At 53.3% G+C, this 14,099-nt stretch carries 15 protein-coding genes; 12 read left to right on the top strand and 3 right to left on the bottom strand.

Annotated features, from left to right (window positions below; translation table 11 throughout):
* Positions 1 to 476: 476 nt before the first annotated feature.
* A complete protein-coding gene (cadR, locus tag B9Z50_RS16705) occupies positions 477 to 902 on the bottom strand; it encodes a Cd(II)/Pb(II)-responsive transcriptional regulator (RefSeq protein ID WP_108365891.1) in 426 nt (141 codons plus the stop codon).
* A 79-nt stretch (positions 903 to 981) separates the two neighbouring features.
* On the opposite strand from cadR, the gene B9Z50_RS16700 reads away from it, so the two are divergent.
* From B9Z50_RS16700 to istB, 8 genes are all read left to right on the top strand, one after another.
* On the top strand, positions 982 to 1,638 hold the full coding sequence (locus B9Z50_RS16700; protein ID WP_199221782.1) for a cation transporter: 657 nt from the start codon (positions 982 to 984) through the stop codon (positions 1,636 to 1,638).
* The gene (locus tag B9Z50_RS16695; RefSeq protein WP_108365889.1) at positions 1,622 to 1,993 is read left to right on the top strand and encodes a DUF3703 domain-containing protein; all 372 of its coding nucleotides are present in this window, start codon (positions 1,622 to 1,624) and stop codon (positions 1,991 to 1,993) included. Before B9Z50_RS16700 ends, B9Z50_RS16695 begins: the two co-directional genes overlap by 17 nt.
* A gap of 26 nt (positions 1,994 to 2,019) precedes the next feature.
* On the top strand, positions 2,020 to 2,394 hold the full coding sequence (locus B9Z50_RS16690; RefSeq protein WP_146183246.1) for a hypothetical protein: 375 nt from the start codon (positions 2,020 to 2,022) through the stop codon (positions 2,392 to 2,394).
* A gap of 95 nt (positions 2,395 to 2,489) precedes the next feature.
* A complete protein-coding gene (gene lspA, locus B9Z50_RS16685; protein WP_108365887.1) occupies positions 2,490 to 3,002 on the top strand; it encodes a signal peptidase II in 513 nt (170 codons plus the stop codon).
* Positions 2,999 to 3,415, top strand: a complete 417-nt coding sequence (locus tag B9Z50_RS16680; RefSeq protein WP_108365886.1) for a disulfide bond formation protein B — start codon at positions 2,999 to 3,001, stop codon at positions 3,413 to 3,415. Before lspA ends, B9Z50_RS16680 begins: the two co-directional genes overlap by 4 nt.
* Complete coding sequence (locus B9Z50_RS16675) at positions 3,412 to 4,068, top strand: thioredoxin domain-containing protein (protein ID WP_108365885.1); 657 nt, start codon at positions 3,412 to 3,414, stop codon at positions 4,066 to 4,068. The genes B9Z50_RS16680 and B9Z50_RS16675 overlap by 4 nt, the downstream gene beginning before the upstream one ends.
* Positions 4,069 to 4,143: 75 nt before the next feature.
* A complete protein-coding gene (gene istA, locus B9Z50_RS16670) occupies positions 4,144 to 5,508 on the top strand; it encodes an IS21 family transposase (RefSeq protein WP_370463096.1) in 1,365 nt (454 codons plus the stop codon).
* A complete protein-coding gene (istB, locus tag B9Z50_RS16665; RefSeq protein WP_108365883.1) occupies positions 5,505 to 6,257 on the top strand; it encodes an IS21-like element helper ATPase IstB in 753 nt (250 codons plus the stop codon). Before istA ends, istB begins: the two co-directional genes overlap by 4 nt.
* A 292-nt stretch (positions 6,258 to 6,549) precedes the next feature.
* Here istB and B9Z50_RS16660 read toward each other — a convergent pair whose 3' ends face one another.
* Complete coding sequence (locus tag B9Z50_RS16660; protein WP_108365882.1) at positions 6,550 to 7,611, bottom strand: hypothetical protein; 1,062 nt, start codon at positions 7,609 to 7,611, stop codon at positions 6,550 to 6,552.
* A 362-nt stretch (positions 7,612 to 7,973) separates the two neighbouring features.
* Between B9Z50_RS16660 and B9Z50_RS16655 the strand changes: the two genes are divergently transcribed.
* Positions 7,974 to 8,723: an AAA family ATPase gene (locus tag B9Z50_RS16655; protein WP_108365881.1), complete on the top strand. Its 750-nt coding sequence runs from the start codon at positions 7,974 to 7,976 to the stop codon at positions 8,721 to 8,723.
* Between the two features lie 11 nt (positions 8,724 to 8,734).
* A complete protein-coding gene (locus B9Z50_RS16650; protein ID WP_108365880.1) occupies positions 8,735 to 9,661 on the top strand; it encodes an NUMOD1 domain-containing DNA-binding protein in 927 nt (308 codons plus the stop codon).
* Positions 9,662 to 10,471: 810 nt separating this feature from the next.
* Here B9Z50_RS16650 and hrcA read toward each other — a convergent pair.
* Entirely contained in the window at positions 10,472 to 11,476 is a 1,005-nt protein-coding gene (gene hrcA, locus B9Z50_RS16645; protein ID WP_108365879.1) for a heat-inducible transcriptional repressor HrcA, read from the bottom strand.
* Positions 11,477 to 11,504: 28 nt separating this feature from the next.
* Between hrcA and B9Z50_RS16640 the strand changes: the two genes are divergently transcribed.
* Entirely contained in the window at positions 11,505 to 12,398 is an 894-nt protein-coding gene (locus B9Z50_RS16640; RefSeq protein WP_108365878.1) for an NAD kinase, read from the top strand.
* 3 nt (positions 12,399 to 12,401) lie between these two features.
* On the top strand, positions 12,402 to 14,099 hold the full coding sequence (gene recN / locus B9Z50_RS16635; protein WP_108365877.1) for a DNA repair protein RecN: 1,698 nt from the start codon (positions 12,402 to 12,404) through the stop codon (positions 14,097 to 14,099).

Below are 14,099 nucleotides of genomic sequence, written 5' to 3'. Positions count from 1 at the left end.
AGAGAAAGGAGCTGCAGGACGACAATTGAACGTATAGTTATCCACAGCCAGCGGACATCAAAGCTGGCTCAAGCCCCTGGTCAAAATTCAATCGGCACAGGTGGTCAATATTGGATCGGCGGCAACATTCATATATTTATTTGTTAAGGATTTATTCACCAAATGACAATCGCTCATCTTCGAACGAAGCATCGAAATCGGGATCTGCATCTTCATTAATAAAGTCCAAGCCCCAATACTGCTCAGACGAATCAGCCTGATCAGAGGTGCGTATTCCAGTGATGTTGACCAATCAATCCAGCAACGTGACCAACTAGTCCAATCGTTGTAACCATCGACAGCTATCCGCCAGAAGCTGACGTAGGCTGAAAAATGTTAATGGGCTGCATTGAACTGATTACCGTTATGAAGCCAATCAGCTAAATCGAACTGATTGACTGCCATTTTGCTCATTTAAGTTTCTGGGCGTCCCAGCATTAAGCTGGATGGCATGCGCAAGACTCCCCGTGAGCGGCGGACACTAGCTCTTCAAGAATGCCGCAGTGTGCCCCCTCGTGGGTGCCGGAGCATCGCGCCCGCAGCCGTAGCAACTGCTTCTCCAGTGCCCTCATGCTCTTGAGGCGGGCGCGTACACGGGCAAGCTGGTCGTCCACCAGAAGATCGACATCGCCGCAGTTTGTGTCCGGTTTATCAACGAATCCAAGTAGTCGGTTCACATCGCCCAGCGGCATGTCCAGGGCCCGGCAGTGGCGGATGAACGACAGGCGCTCCAGGTGAGCCGCCGCGTAGTCGCGGTAGCCGTTGTCGCGCCGAGCCGGCGCGGGCATCAGGCCCTGTTTTTCGTAGTAACGGATGGTTTCGACATCAACGCCGGTGGCGCGGGCAAGTTCCTTGATCTGCATGACACGGCCCTGATTTTAAAAAGGATTTGACACTGTAGCGGCTCCAGGGTTTCCAATGCAAGTATTGAAAGGAAAACCCATGTCTGCCCACTGCTGTGACCACGACACACCGAAACTTGATGCCATTGTCAACCTGGCCCGTTACCGCAAGATCCTCTGGATCTCCCTCGTGGTCAATGCCGCGATGTTCCTGGTCGAAATCGTGGCTGGCGTTCAGTCTGGGTCACTTTCTTTGCTGGCCGACGCGGTCGATTTTGCTGGCGATGCAATGAACTACGCCGTGTCGCTCGCAGTGCTGGCTTCGGCGCTGGCATGGCGAGCGCGCGCAGCCATGCTCAAAGCCGTGAGCATGATGGGTTTTGGCCTGTATGTGCTGGGTGCAGCACTGTGGTCGGTGTGGAACGGCGGCGTGCCTCTGGCCACCACCATGGGTACGATAGCCCTCCTGGCGCTGATGGCCAACATCACGGTGGCATGGATGCTCTACGCCTTCCGCGAAGGCGATGCCAACATGCGAAGCGTGTGGCTGTGCTCTCGCAACGACGCCATCGGCAACCTTGCCGTGTTCATCGCGGCCTTGGGCGTGTTTGGTACCGGCTCGGCCTGGCCCGATCTTGCGGTGGCCAGCTTGATGGCGGTGCTCGCGTTGCACGGTGGCTGGACCGTGCTGCAGCAGGCGCGCAGGGAGCTGGGCGAAGAGATTGCCAAGGAAGACCACCATGGGCACGTCCACTGAGCCATCGGGCAATCGCCCATTTGACAGCACCGCCCACGCCCTACTGATCCAGAGCGCAAAAACTGCAGTCTCCGTTGATCAAGCCTGGCTTAACTTAGAGGCGGCACATGTCGTGGGACAGTTGCACATCAGGCTACACCTGCAGACCCACGCACATATGCTGAACTTGTCTGTGCGCACCCGCGATTGGCCCGAGGCTGTGGGACAGTTGTTGCGCCTGGCGCTGGTGCCGCTGGCCCACCTGAGCGGTCGTCTGCCGCTAGGCAACCCGGGGCGGTCCACGGTGAGCGCCTTCGAGCCTTTGCCTGTGCGTTCCGAGCTGGCTGAGCTGATAGCACGTGCACGCGACCATTGAAATGGATGCTGGTTAAAATCCGCCGCATGCGCGCTTTTCTGATCCTGTTGATGCTCACGCTGCTTCCGCTGCAATTTTCAGCTGCAGCGGCAGCGTCGTGCTGCGGCCACGTTCCTGCCACACAGGGGCCGCAAGCTAAGCACCATCAGCCCGGCCATGGGCAGGCAGTAGATGGTGTTAAAAACGGGGTCGTTGGGGACAGCGGTTTTGATCTCGATTGCGGAAACTGCCACGCGAACTGTGCCGCCGCTTTTACGGCGACCAACGCGCTTATGACGATCTCTACAGGTTCTGAACAGGTCGAACACCTCGCCGAACGCCGCTTGTCAGCCTGGCATGAGCAACCGTATCGTCCCCAGTGGTTCACCCCGACAGGTTCGGGGTTGAATGCCGTCGCCTGATGCGCTGACAGGCACGACTTCCCCGATCCCCCAGGCCTTAAGCGGCCGCCGCCTCAGGCGATGGCCTACCCGGATCGTTTTGGAAGGACCTTCTCATGACCGCTTGCTGGATCCAGCGAAATCCCAGATGGACGTGGCTCGTCGCCGTCTCCATTCTTCTCTTGCTGGATCAATCCACCAAGTCATATTTCTCCACCATCCTCGAACTGGGTGAAGCGGTTCGGGTGACCGACTTACTTAACTTCGTTCATGTGCTCAACACGGGCGCGGCATTTTCATTGTTGGCCGATGCCAGCGGGTGGCAACGCTGGTTTTTCATCAGCGTGACAATGCTGTTAGTGGGTGTCGTTTCATTGGTATGCCTGGCGCCACACGTTGAGCCTCTGGACCGCTGGGCGGGCGCCCTCGTGGTGGGCGGTGGTGGCGGAAATCTTGTGGACCGCATTCATATCGGCGCTGTGGTGGACTTCCTCGACTTTCACTGGCGCAATATCCATTGGCCGGCCTTCAATCTGGCCGATGTTTTCATAGTCTGCGCTACGCTGACCTGGTGCCTCTTTTCACTTAGAGCACCGATTCGCAAGACGCACGAGGAGCTTCTTTCATGAGACATGGCTGGCTTTGGATCATGGGCGCTTGGGCGTTCGCACTGATATCTACTCTCGGTGCGCTTTTTATCGGTGAAGTCATGGGCATGACGCCCTGTCTGCTCTGCTGGTATCAGCGCATTTTCATGTTCCCGTTGGCCATCATCTTGGGCATTGCCGCGTTCTCCGAGGATCGACGCGGGGCCATCTATGCACTAACGCTGGCACTTGGTGGTGCAGCGGTTGCCGGATACCACACCGCTCTCATCGCCGGGTGGGTGCCCAAGTGGTGGGTGCCTTGCGGCACCGGGCCTTCGTGCAGCGAGCAAAGTCTCGAAATTCTTAATGGCATCCAGATTCCCTGGCTGTCCCTACTGTCCTTCATCACCATCGTCTTCCTGCTTTTTGTTTACTTGAGAAAGTCCCGTTCATGAACGCCAAAAAATTCACTGTCATAGGGCTGGTGGCAGTCACTACCCTTTTCTTTTACCTGGGCATGAACGCCTACACATCGCGTGTGCAGACCGCCCAGGAGGTGCAGGTCAAAGCCGAGCAGACCCGCCTGGTACGCATGCATTCGCCGGTGTTCGGTCCGCAGAGCGCACCGGTCACCATCGTCGAGTTCTTTGACCCAGCCTGCGAGACCTGCCGCGCGTTCTATCCCATCGTCAAGAACCTGATGGCCCAGTACCCCGAGGACGTCAGACTTGTGATCCGTTATGCGCCGTTTCACAAGGGCTCGGACCAGGTGGTCAAGCTGCTCGAGGCCTCAAAAAGCCAGGGCAAGTACCAAACGGTGCTGGAGGCTGTGCTGGCTGCGCAGCCCACTTGGGCCGACCATGGACAGCCCAACATTGAGACCGCTTTCAAAGTTGCGGAACAGGCAGGTCTGGACATCATCAAGGCACGGCAGGACATCGAGAAACCCGGCATGCAGTCTTTACTGCAGCAAGACATTGAAGACCTCACCGTGCTGCAAGTCACCAAGACGCCCACCTTCTTTGTGAACGGCCGCAACCTGCCAAGCTTCGGACCCGATCAGCTGGCCGCGCTGGTGGCTGAGGAAGTGGCCAAGGTGAAGAAGTGAAACTGAAGTTGGCCAACGCACTCACTTTCAACCGGCGTCAGACGCTGGCGATGAGCGTCTCATGGCTCGCCGCAGGTGGTGTCCTGGCGGGCAGCACTTGGAACCCAAGATAGATCTGTTGCGCAACTCAAGACGCATCCAGATTGTGAATGGATTCATAACGAGATGCGACGACCCGACGCGACTCTGGAGCGTCTTTGGCGAGAGTGGCGCGAGACCACCCCTGAAGGGGTCGGCTACTCACAATTTGCCATGCTCTATAGAGTTTGGACAAAAAATCAGCATGTGGTGATGCGACGCACGCACCGACCAGGTGAAAAGCTGTTTGTGGATTTTGCGGGCCGGACCGTTGAAATCCGAGATCAAAACGGTGGCCCATCGACCTTTGCTCAAATCTTTGTGGCTGTGCTTGGGTACTCAAACTACACGTACATCGAAGCCACGGCAAGTCAGACCACCAAAGACTGGCTGAAATGTCACGCCAATTGTTTCGAGGTTCTGGGTGGTGTGCCAGAGTGGGTCGTCAGCGACAACCTTAAAGCGGCCGTTTGGCGGCGTGAACGGGATCGAACGGTGATTAACCCCGCCTACAGAGATTGCCTGAGCCATTACGACACGGCACCTTTACCGACGGGGGTACGAAAACCCAAACACAAAGCCAAGGCTGAAGTGGGAGTGCAAATCGCTCAACGATGGGCCTTGTTTTCACTTCGTGATCGCATTTTTTTCAGCCTTGCCGAGTTGAATGCAGAGCTCCGTATCAAGGCCGAAGAAATGAATCGCCATCCATTTAAACGGCTACCAGGCTGTCGATTGGATCGCTTTCTGGAAACAGAAAAAGCGAGCCTCAAGCCATTGCCTGGAACGGCATTTGAATTGAGTGATTGGCGATATAGCGTCAGGGTACAGGATGACTATCACGTCGAACATCAAAGACGCTTCTATTCAGTGCCTCATACGCTTGCACGAGAAGGCGTGGACCTCAGGTTTACCGCCACTGTGATTGAAATCTTCCACCGAGGTCGAAGGGTTGCCCTTCACCCTTTGATTGAGACACAAGGAGATGCCAGAACGATACCAGAGCATCGGCCCGTCATACACAACCGAGTGCTTGATGCCGAACCTCGGGCATTGTTGGCATGGGCGATGAATGTCGGCGGCAATGTGGAGTTGATGATACGGCATCAACTTGAAAACCGAAGCGACATCACAAACGGCGTCAAAGCTGCACGACGAATGCGTGACCTCGCAAGGGACTACGGTGAGGTCCGATTTGAAGAGGTCTGTGCCTACGCGATGCCATTGAATATCACCTCACTTCGCAGCATCACATCCATCCTCAAAGAGGATGCAGACAAACGTTTTTCTATCACTCAAGCACCAAAAGTCAAAGTCATTGGTGAATTGCGTGGTCCTAGTTATTTTGGAGAATCAGCATGAGCAGCACGCAACAAACCATTACTCGCCTTCGAGAGCTCAAGCTCGTTCCAATGGCCGATGCTTACGACATGCAGCTTCAGCAACCCAAATTGCATGATGTCAGTTTTGATGATCGCTTTGCAATGCTTGTTGATCACGAGGCATCCGAGCGTGAGGCCCGAAAGTTGAAGCGTTTGATCCGAGGCGCAGGGATGCCTGAATTGGCTTCATTTGAGGATGTTGAATACAAGGTAAACCGTGGACTAGACAAGGCACAGTTGGCATCTTTGGCAAGCTGTGATTGGATAAGGCGTCAGCAAAATTTGATCATCCAAGGCGCTACGGGTGTTGGTAAAACGTGGCTTGCGTGTGCATTTGGCCAGCAGGCGTGCAGGCTAAAAATGCCAGTCCTTTTCTATCGCGCCAGTGATCTTTACGGAGCAATCACAGAGTCATTGCTTGATGGCTCATTGCCCGCTCTGAAGCTGTCATTGAGCAAACCAAGTTTGTTGATACTTGACGATCTGGGTTTGGGTGAGATGAATCAACATGCGTCGCAGTTCTTGTTAGATGTGATTGATCGTCGAATGCGCACAGGATCATTGCTCATCACAACGCAGTATACAACCGATCAATGGCATGGGTTCTTTCCTGATCCCACGCTTGCTGATGCGATATTGGATCGCGTGGTGCATCAATCGCATCGGTTATCTCTGAAAGGGGAGTCCATGCGAAAAACAATGGCTCGAAAAAAAATGCAATCCAGCTGATAGTCTGAGTAGTCAGATTGACCATGTCAGTCTGACTACTATCCTGGTCAAATCGCCATACTTTTTCTTTGGTCAACTTGCTGGACTGAGTGGTCAGCTTTGACTGGAAGTGATGGTCACGAGGGATTGGAGCGGATGGTCAATAGGTTCTGGAATACGCAAGAGGCAAGAACTCGAAATGACTCCAACCGTTCAGCAATCGGGTTCAGGCCCTTTCTTTGTTCGCGGACCATTCGAAGCCAAGCAAGTCCAAATTGCCTCTCTTGATCAGGAAGCTTCTCGATAGCAAGACTCAACTGCTTGAGTATCGCTTGAGTTGCTGTGATTTTTCAAAGTCGACGCTTTCGCAGACGGCCCGCTCAAGTTGCTGTGCTCGATCTTCTTTGACCCTTACGTTATGCAATCGAATTGCTTTTTTCCGTTCGTAATCACGCTGCCATTCCAAATGACTAAGATGATCAGCTGCCTTTTTTTTCAACTTATCGTCAACCCTTTTGACGATGTGATCGATCTGCTGCTCAAGCTTGGCCGAGACCTTGTCTTGAATCACGCTGCGGTTATAGCGGCCATCAAACTCAATAGTCAAAATGTGACGTGGAAGCATGATGGAGTCACCTCCGTAGCTGTATTTCGTAAACAGCCTCTCAAGACTTGTAAGCGCACTGCTTCTTGTGGCTTTTGTTGATGGCTCCCAAAACCGAAACTCCAAGTGCCGCCCTCCTCTTTCCGCACGCATTTCGCAGACACGCGAGTCCCGCACTGCTCTAAGTTCGACATTGATTTCGAGAGCAGCCAATTGTTCAATGACAACGTCTGCAATTGCTACTGCTCTCAGTGCGTTGTCTATGGTTGCAGTGATTGGAATCTGATCTTCTAGGGAACTGAAGAAGGCCATGTCAAAGACCTTCTTTGGTGGAAATGATCTTCTTCCATCTTTGTAATCTTGGTAGCTTTGTCCTGTACCTTTCTCTAGATCTTTAATGCGCTCCAAGATTGCCTGATAGGTCTTGATACACCTGATGTCCTTGAACTGCTGGGGCTCTCTTAGAACAGGTTCAACAGCCTGCTCTGCCTTCTTGGCAAGTTTACGAATCAAGCTTAACTGCTCACGTGAATCAGCCGTCTCTTCATCTGGCAGCCTTATTTGTGGGTTGTTATTTTCAAAAGGCAGCTCTGGACGTGGGTCTTGCTTGCCTACCTGAAGCCTTGCCCAATGGCCTCGAAGCGGAAGTGGAATCCCAAACTTGACGCAGATTTTTCGCAGGCCCACATCACTAAGCCCCAACTCCTTGGCTAGATGCGTCATGGGCTTGGCCCAAACAAGCTCATAGAGCTCAACCCGAGACTTTTCCATGGCAGACCTCCTCTGAAATCGAAAACTAGAAAGTTTCAGATTAGGAGTTAAGTGCGCAGTTAATTCAAGTGGCAGGGATTGATAGAAGGAGTTGCCCTACGGGCTTACTTCCTTCACGTGATTGGCGGCTCTGGCTTGGTGATGTTTTTACTATATGTGTGTTACTTTTTTTGCTCAGCTTTCTTAACAAGTTATTTGCGAGATTTATATGACCATTTTAATTATCTCATGACTGAATAATAATAGATCCTGAAGCACATGAATGAAATTCCCGTGCTTCTTTTTTAAATACCAAAAATTCAAGATCGAAAATTATAGAGGCATCGATTCGCGGTGAGTCGATAAACAACTGAAAGGCAATCATGAACTACGAAAGCATTGACTACAGCGATATTGAAAAAAAATATCGGAATCTTGAGCGGTACATCGAGCAGATGTCTCAAGGCAAAGTGCGCAGCCTCATTGTCAACGGACCTCCTGGCGTTGGCAAAACATATTCAGCCACGACTTATATAGAAAAATATTCAACTCAAAAAAATAAGTCCATCACCGGTCACATGACACTTCTCAGCTTATACGGTGAACTTTATCGTCACAAGTCTGCTGGGCAGATACTGGTTCTAGATGACATCGATTCAGTCATGAACACAGTTCAGGGATTAAATATCTTGAAAGCTGCAATGGATACAACAAAACAAAGAGTCATCAGCTGGGAAAGTACTTCTGCAATGCTAAATTCACTCGGATTGCCTACAAGTTTTCATTTTGATGGCGGAGTTATATTAATCACCAACACGGGTTTCGGATCAGGTAAACAAAAGCATATTGAACATCTTAATGCGCTTAAAGATCGAAGTTACTGCATAAGTCTTGGCGACAAAGCACAAGAAACAATTTTCAAATATATCTGTTATGTAACTTTAGATAAAGATATTTTAAAAGAATATGCATTGAGCGAAACAAAGAAGCTGGAAATTTTAGGTTTTCTCGAAAAGCATATGTACGCCATGCACAACCTGAGCATTCGATCATTGGTCAAGTGTGCAGAGTTGATGATCATTGACTTTGACAATTGGGAAGAATTTGCCGTTACTGGTCTTGTGAAGATTTGAAGGAGAGAATAATGGATGACATGGTGAAGTTAGCTAATGGCAAAGAGGTTTCTTGGGATGAATTCTCAAAATGGAGCGGGCATAAGCAGTACATGAATACAATAAACCCTAACCTTGGCAAGAAATATTCTGATGAAGTTCGCAGAAATATGTCTGAAAGAAAAAAGGAGAAAATTGCCAGTGGAGAGTTAACCTTCAAGAAAGGTGACGATCACCCCAAGAGTCACCCTGTTTCAACTCCAAAAGGATTATTTGGTTCAAGGCAATCTGCAGCAAAAGCTTATGGAATATCTTTAAAACGATTTTCTGGGTGGATAAAAAATCCACGATTCAAAGATTTTAAATTTATTGATGATTCATTTAAATATTCGCTTCCAGAACAAAAAAAGCGCGAAGGTACTGAAATCCACAATGCAAGAGCAGTTGTTACCCCATTTGGAAGATTTGATACTGTTAAATCCGCATGCGAGGCTTTAGAAATTACATTAGGGACATTTTATGAACGATTGAGAGATGAAAGATATAAATCATTATATTACTATGCAGATGGAAACGGAATTGGAACTGCCTCGTCGAACTATATTGGATTAAAAGGAGGAAGTAATGGTAGCGCGAGAAGAGTAATGACTCCTATTGGCGAATTCTCAACAATTAAAGAGGCTTACACCGCCTTAAAAATTGACATGACAACTCTCTATAAAAGGCTGAAGGATGAGAAATATGAAGACTACTATTATTCTGATGGCAATATTAGCAAGCCCAAAAAGATAAACAAAAACCCCGCCAAAGGAGCTGGGAACGCCGCCTCACGAGCTGTTATGACGCCAATTGGTAAATTCAGCACTTTAAGAGAGGCGCACACCGCGCTTGGCATAAGCCGTCCAACATTGGTGTCACGTCTACGTGATAGTGAAAAGAGAGACTACTACTATATTTAATTAAACCAACTCCACCGCCTTGAGCTTCATGTCGTCATTCAAGTCAATGTAGCGTTGAGTGGTAGCAATGCTTGCTTGTCTCACAAGTCTTACCGAAAGTCGCCGACTGCCACAATTTTTCGCTAGTAAGGTGAAAAACGTACGGCGCCCACTGTGACTGATTCCGCCAGCAATGCCTTCCCGCTTGTAGCCCTCAACGTGGCTCAAATCTCAACGTGAGTAGTCCGGAAAGTTGCTCAATTTTGGATTTGATTCAACAAAAAAAGCCACTGACCGAAATCAGTGGCTTTTCCATTTGTTGGTAGGGCGTGACAGACTTGAACTGTCGACCAAAGGATTCTGGTTTGTGTAGCTTTCACTACTCCCTGGACTATGCCTTCACCATGGCTTGCGCTTTAGGTGGACGCCGTCTAGTCTCTACACCTTCAAAGTGATTTCTCACTGAGCTTGGCTCGGCATTGGCGTATGCATGACTGCACTTAGCTTTCACCGAATTTGACGTCATTCACACGAGGAGTTTCCTACCTCGGTGCACAATTTTCATGAGTCCTCTGCTCTAACCAACTGAGCTAACGCCCCTTAAAACATACTGATTCTAGGCTCTCGGCCACTCCAACTTTACTGCTTAAACTTTCAGCAAAGTGTGGAAGCGGTGTGGAAGCAAATTTTGACAACTGTGGCCTTCTTACCTGTTGATTTCATTGAGGATTTTTAGACAACTTAAGTTCTTAACTTGTTTATGAGTCCTCTGCTCTAACCAACTGAGCTAACGCCCCAACCGAAGCCGTGATTGTAGTGGGCAGCAGAGGGTTACTTGGACTGGCTCAGCGCGTTGCTCATCAGACGCGAGGTGATGTTGACGATCTGGATCATGCGGTCATAGGGCATGCGGGTCGGGCCAATCACACCCAAGGTGCCCACAATTTGGCCATCGACCTCGTAGGGCGAGCTGACCACTGACAGCTCCTGCATGGGCACGATCTGGCTTTCACCACCAATGTAAATGCGCACGCCCTCGGCCTGGCTGGAGACATCCAGCAAACGCATGAGCTGGGTTTTTTGCTCAAACAGGTCAAAAGCCCGGCGCAAATGCCCCATGTCGCTGGAAAAGTCGCTCACCGAGAGCAAATTGCGTTCACCGGCGATGACCACCTCGCTCTGGTCTTCGGCCAGGGCTTCGGTGCTGACCTGCACCGCCGCTTGCATGAGGGTGGCAATTTCGCTTTGCAGGCTGACCAGCTCTTGCTGCACCCGGCTGCGCACCTGCTCGATGGCCATGCCTGCGTAGTGGGTGTTCAAAAAATTGGAGGTCTCAATCAACTGGCTTTGTGAGTAATCGGTCTCAGTGAACAGGATGCGGTTTTGCACATCGCCCTCGGGCGAAACGATGATGACCAGCAAACGCCTCTCGGACAGGCGCAAAAATTCGATGTGCCGGAACACAGAAGCCCGGCGCGGCGTCATGACCACGCCCACAAAATGCGACAGGTTCGACAGCAGATTGGCAGCGCTGGCGATCACTTTTTGGGGCTGATCGGGCGTGAGCGCCGGCGTGTCCAAACCGTCGCGCTGCACCGTGAGCATGGTGTCCACAAACAGGCGGTAGCCACGGCTGGTCGGAATGCGTCCGGCAGAGGTGTGTGGGCTGGCAATCAGGCCCAGCTCTTCCAGGTCGGACATCACGTTGCGGATGGTGGCCGGTGACAAATCCAAGCCCGAGGCTTTGGATAGCGTGCGCGAGCCCACAGGTTGGCCGTCCGCGATGTAGCGTTCCACCAGGGCTTTGAGCAATAACTTGGCACGATCATCTAGCATCGGCACATTTTAATGATGTAATTTGCGAATGAGATCCAAGTTCCGTCACGTTGCGCTTTTTGGCAAATACAACACCGCCGCCCACGGTGGGGCGCTGGAGAGTTCGCGCCGCGCTTTGGATGAGGTGGCGCAGTTTTTGACGCGACAAGGCTGCGATGTCGTACTGGACAAAGAAACCGCCCTTCACACAGGGCTGAGTCACTACCATGTCCTGGAAATGGACGAGATTGGTACGCAGTGCGATCTCGGCCTGGTGATCGGGGGTGACGGCACCATGTTGGGCATTGGCCGCCAAATGGCCCGCCATGGTCTGCCCCTGATGGGCATCAACCAAGGTCGGTTGGGCTTCATCACCGATATTCCCCTGCAAAGCTACCAGGATGTGCTGCTGCCCATGCTGCAGGGCCACTACCAAACCGAAAACCGCAGCTTGCTGCATGCCCAGGTATTGCGCGACCACCGGTGTGTTTTCAGCGCCTTGGCCATGAACGATGTGGTGGTCAACCGAGGCGGCTCCTCGGGCATGGTGGAGCTCAAAGTCGAGGTGGATGGCCATTTTGTATCCAACCAACGCGCCGACGGTCTGATCATCGCCACGCCCACAGGCTCCACTGCCTACTCGCTGTCGGTGGGCGGGCCCCTGATGCACCCAGCCATTGGCGGTTGGGTCATGGCACCGATCGCGCCACACACACTTTCCAACCGGCCCATTGTGTTGCCCGAATCCTGTGAAATCAGCATCGAGATCGTGGCAGGACGCTACGTCAGCGCCAACTTTGACATGCAGTCACTGGCCGACCTGATTTTGGGCGACAGGATCATGGTCAAACGCTCCGAGCACACGGTGCGGTTTTTGCACCCAGCAGGTTGGAATTATTTCGACACCTTGCGCAAAAAAATGCATTGGAATGAAGGCGCTTAAACCGTGGCACTGACGCACATCACCCTGCGCGATTTCGTGATCGTGCACGAATTGGAGCTGGACCTGAGCTCGGGCTTCTGCGTGTTGACGGGCGAAACCGGGGCGGGCAAATCGATTTTGATCGACGCCTTGCAGTTAGCCTTGGGGGCCCGCGCCGAATCAGGCGTGGTGCGCGAAGGCGCCAGCCGCTGCGAGGTCTGCGCCGAGTTCGAGCCCACGCCCGCCATTTCGGCTTGGCTCGAAGAAGCCGGTTTCGAGGCCTGCGCCGAATTGCTGCTGCGCCGCACCGTAGACACTGCGGGCAAAAGCCGCGCTTGGATCAACGGCAGCCCCGCCACCGCCACCCAACTGCGCGAGCTGGGCGAACAGTTGCTGGACATCCATGGCCAGCACGCTTGGCAAAGCCTGACCCGCCCGGATGCGCTGCGCGGCCTGCTCGACGCTTACGCAGGCATCGACACCCGCCCACTCAAAGCCGCTTGGCACAGCTGGCGGCAAGCCCAACAAAGCCTGGCCGATGCGCAGCAAGCGCAAAGCACCTTGGTCAACGAACGTGAACGCCTGGCCTGGCAAGTAGGCGAGCTGGAAAAACTCAACCCCCAAACAGGCGAGTGGCAAGAGCTGAGCATCCAGCACAGCCGCCTGGCCAACGCCCAGGCCCTGATCGACGGGGCCAACCAAGGCACGCTGCTGCTCGAAGGCGATGAGGATGGCGGGGCGCTGCGCCAACTGTCCCGCGCCATCCAGACCCTGCAGTCGCTCGGTCAGTATGAGCCCGAGTTCAACGCCCTCGCCGATGTGCTGGCGTCTGCGCAGGCCCAAGCCGAAGACGTGGCCCACAGCCTGCACGCCTATTTGCGCAAAACCGACTTGGACCCGGCCCAGCTGGCACACCTGGACGAGCGCATGGGCCTGTGGTTGTCGCTGGCGCGGCGTTACAAGAAAACCCCGGACGAATTGCCGCTGACCCTGCAGGGATGGCGCAAAGAGTTGGCCCAACTCGACGCAGCCGCCGACATGGATGCGCTGCAAAAAGCCTCAAACGCCGCACAAACCGCCTGCACACAAGCGGCCAAAGCCGTCTCGCGCCAGCGCCAGCAAGCCGCCAAACCGCTGGCCCAAGCCGTCAGCAGCGCCATGCAGCAGTTGGGCATGCAAGGCGGCCGCTTTGAGGTGCACTTGCAATCCTTAGAAACACCCGTGCAACACGGCCTCGAAGAAGTCAGCTTTCTGGTCGCCGGGCACGAGGGCAGCACGCCCCGGCCCGTGGGCAAAGTGGCATCAGGGGGCGAACTCTCACGCATTGCGCTGGCCATTGCCGTCACCACCAGCGAACTGGGCGAAGCAGGCACCTTGATCTTCGACGAGGTGGATTCGGGTGTCGGCGGCGCTGTGGCCGAAACCGTGGGCCGCCTCATGAAACAACTGGGTCAACACCGCCAGGTCCTGGCCGTGACCCACCTGCCCCAGGTGGCCGCCTGCGCCGATCACCACCTGCTGGTGAGTAAAACCGCCGCCAAAGGCCAGGTCAGCAGTCAGGTGCGCGGCGTGAGCGGCGAAGAACGCGTGAGCGAAATCGCCCGCATGCTGGGCGGCGAAAAGTTGTCTGCCACCACCTTGGCCCATGCCCGCGAAATGCTGGGCAGCCCACCTCCCAAGCCCTCACCCCAACCCACTGGCCGCAAAGCCACCCAAAGCTGA

The organism is Limnohabitans sp. Bal53 (genome assembly GCF_003063355.1).
GTDB lineage: Bacteria > Pseudomonadota > Gammaproteobacteria > Burkholderiales > Burkholderiaceae_C > Limnohabitans_A.
This window is presented reverse-complemented; position numbering and strand designations above follow the sequence as displayed.

Excerpts from the sequence above, each read along its gene's own strand:
- B9Z50_RS16690 (WP_146183246.1), top strand. The coding sequence starts at position 2,020 with ATGCGCGCTTTTCTGATCCTGTTGATGCTCACGCTGCTTCCGCTGCAA.
- B9Z50_RS16680 (WP_108365886.1), top strand. The coding sequence starts at position 2,999 with ATGAGACATGGCTGGCTTTGGATCATGGGCGCTTGGGCGTTCGCACTG.
- lspA (WP_108365887.1), top strand. The coding sequence starts at position 2,490 with ATGACCGCTTGCTGGATCCAGCGAAATCCCAGATGGACGTGGCTCGTC.
- hrcA (WP_108365879.1), bottom strand. The coding sequence starts at position 11,476 with ATGCTAGATGATCGTGCCAAGTTATTGCTCAAAGCCCTGGTGGAACGC.
- cadR (WP_108365891.1), bottom strand. The coding sequence starts at position 902 with ATGCAGATCAAGGAACTTGCCCGCGCCACCGGCGTTGATGTCGAAACC.
- B9Z50_RS16650 (WP_108365880.1), top strand. The coding sequence starts at position 8,735 with ATGGATGACATGGTGAAGTTAGCTAATGGCAAAGAGGTTTCTTGGGAT.
- B9Z50_RS16640 (WP_108365878.1), top strand. The coding sequence starts at position 11,505 with ATGAGATCCAAGTTCCGTCACGTTGCGCTTTTTGGCAAATACAACACC.
- B9Z50_RS16655 (WP_108365881.1), top strand. The coding sequence starts at position 7,974 with ATGAACTACGAAAGCATTGACTACAGCGATATTGAAAAAAAATATCGG.
- B9Z50_RS16695 (WP_108365889.1), top strand. The coding sequence starts at position 1,622 with ATGGGCACGTCCACTGAGCCATCGGGCAATCGCCCATTTGACAGCACC.
- istB (WP_108365883.1), top strand. The coding sequence starts at position 5,505 with ATGAGCAGCACGCAACAAACCATTACTCGCCTTCGAGAGCTCAAGCTC.
- B9Z50_RS16675 (WP_108365885.1), top strand. The coding sequence starts at position 3,412 with ATGAACGCCAAAAAATTCACTGTCATAGGGCTGGTGGCAGTCACTACC.
- B9Z50_RS16660 (WP_108365882.1), bottom strand. The coding sequence starts at position 7,611 with ATGGAAAAGTCTCGGGTTGAGCTCTATGAGCTTGTTTGGGCCAAGCCC.
- B9Z50_RS16700 (WP_199221782.1), top strand. The coding sequence starts at position 982 with ATGTCTGCCCACTGCTGTGACCACGACACACCGAAACTTGATGCCATT.